Below are 2,362 nucleotides of genomic sequence, written 5' to 3'. Positions count from 1 at the left end.
GGGCGCCGAGCGGCAGATCCAGAACGTCGCGGCCGGCCGGATCGCCGCCACGTCGACCGATGCGATCAACGGCTCCCAGCTCTTCGCCACCAACCAGGCGGTCGAGGAGCTCGCCACCACCGTCGGCGGCGGCTTCACGCTGACCGCCGAGGGCGCCAACGCAACCACCGTCGCCCCCGGCGACACGGTCGACTTCAGCAATGTCGACGGCAATATCGTCGTCGCCAAGGATCCGGCCGCCGACGACGTCACCATCGATCTTGCTGCCGACATCACCGTCGACAGCATGACGGCGGGCGGGACCGTGGTGAACAATGATGGAATCACCATCGCCGGCGGACCGAGCGTCACCACGGCCGGCATCGACGCCGGCGGCCTGGTCATCACCAACGTCGCGCCGGGCGCGGTCAACGCGACCTCGACCGACGCCGTCAACGGATCGCAGCTTTTCGGCGTGAGCGGGAGCATCGCCAATTATTTCGGTGGCGGGACGGTCGTGAATCCGGACGGGACCATCACCGGCCCCACGATCAACATTGCCGGGGACAATTACACGACGATCCAAGATGCCCTGACCGCGGTCGACGCCAATCTGAGCCATTATTACAGTCTCAACGACGGCGGCACCCCGGTTGCCAATTACGACAATGACGGCGCGACGGGGCTGAACTCGCTGGCCGCGGGCATTGCGGCTTCGTCCACGGCCGTCGAGTCGACGGCGGTGGGCACCGGCACCCTCGCCAGCATCGACGGCTCGGTGGCGCTCGGCGCCGGCTCGGTGTCGGACCGGGCGCTTGCCCCGGTCAGCGGCACCATCCCGGCGGGACTGGGCTACGTCGAATACAACACGACCGACGTTGCCCTGCTGGGGGCGGTCTCGGTCGGCAATGCCGCGACGAACGAGCTGCGCCAGATCACCAACGTCGCCGACGGGACGCAGACGCACGATGCGGTGACGCTGCGGCAGCTCCAGGGTGCGATCGCCTCGGTCAGCGTCACCCCGGTCCTGTATTTCCACGCCAACTCGCTGGCGGCGGACTCGCTCGCCGTCGGGCAGGAATCGGTCGCCGTCGGGCCGACCACCGTGGTCAACGGCGACAATGGCATCGGCATCGGCAACGGCGCGCTCGTCCAGCAGACCGCGCCCGGCGGTACGGCGATCGGCCAGAATGCCCAGGTCTCTCGCGAGGATGCGCTGGCGCTCGGCACCAATGCGACCTCGGACGGCATCCAGTCCGTCGCAATCGGCGCCGGCGCCAATGCGAGCTTCTCGGGCAGCGTTGCCCTGGGGGCCGGAGCGGTGACCAATGTCGGGTCGCGGATCGGCTATGCGGCCTACGGCCTCACCGCGCCGCAGAGCTCGGCAGGCGAGGTGTCGGTCGGCGCGCCCGGCGCCGAGCGCCAGGTCACCAATGTCGCGGCCGGCTCCGCGCCGACCGACGCGGTGAACGTGGCGCAGCTCGATTCGGTCAACCAGCAGGTCGTCCAGAACAGGACCGACATCCAGAACCTTGGCGCCCAGCTGACGAACGTCGGGGACGAGGTGGCCAATCTGGGCGATCAGGTGACGAACCTCGGCGACCAGGTCGCCCAGAACAGCACGGACATCCAGAATTTGGGCGATACGGTCACGAACCTGGGAGACACGGTCGTCCAGAACAGCACGGACATCCAGAACCTGGATGACCGGGTCACCAACCTGGGCGACACCGTCACCGCCAATACCCAGGTCGTCCAGAATCTCGGCGACAGCGTCGCCAACAGCCTCGGCGGCGACACGACCTACAACTCGACCACCGGCGAGCTGACGACCAACCTCAACGTCGGCGGCAACAGCTACACCAGCGTCAACGACGCGCTCGAGGCCGTGAACCAGAATGCCGGCGCGGGCTGGAACGTCCAGGCCAATGGCGGTCCGACCACCAACGTGCCGTCGAACGGCACGCTGAACGTCGTTGCCGGCTCCAACACGGTCGTGACGCTGGACGGCAACCGTATGGAGATCGCCATGGCGGACAATCCGACCTTCAACGGGGTGGTCAATGCCAATGGCGGCCTCGTGGTCGGCGGCAACACGACCGTCGATATGGGCGGCAACGTCGTGCGCAACGTCGGGGCGGGCGCGGTGAACGCCACGTCGACCGATGCGGTCAACGGATCGCAGCTCCACCAGGTGGCGCAGGTCGCGAACAACTCGGTGCAATATGATGCGGAAGGCAACTCGGTGACGTTCAATCCGGGCGGAGAGGCGACAAGGCTCCGCAACGTCGCCGCCGGCGTCGCGCCGACCGACGGGGTCAATGTCCAGCAGCTCAACGATGGGCTCGCCAGCACCCTGGCCTCCGCCAAGGAATATACCGAC

General features: G+C 67.6%; 1 pseudogene. It reads left to right on the top strand.

Annotated features, from left to right (window positions below):
• Positions 1 to 2,362 (top strand): annotated as a pseudogene (locus tag EKM57_RS21625) (hypothetical protein); the annotation flags it as partial.

Source organism: Sphingosinicella sp. CPCC 101087 (assembly GCF_004151485.1).
Taxonomy (GTDB): Bacteria; Pseudomonadota; Alphaproteobacteria; order Sphingomonadales; family Sphingomonadaceae; genus Allosphingosinicella.
Note: the sequence above shows the minus strand (reverse complement) of the source record. Positions and strands in the feature narration are given on the sequence as shown.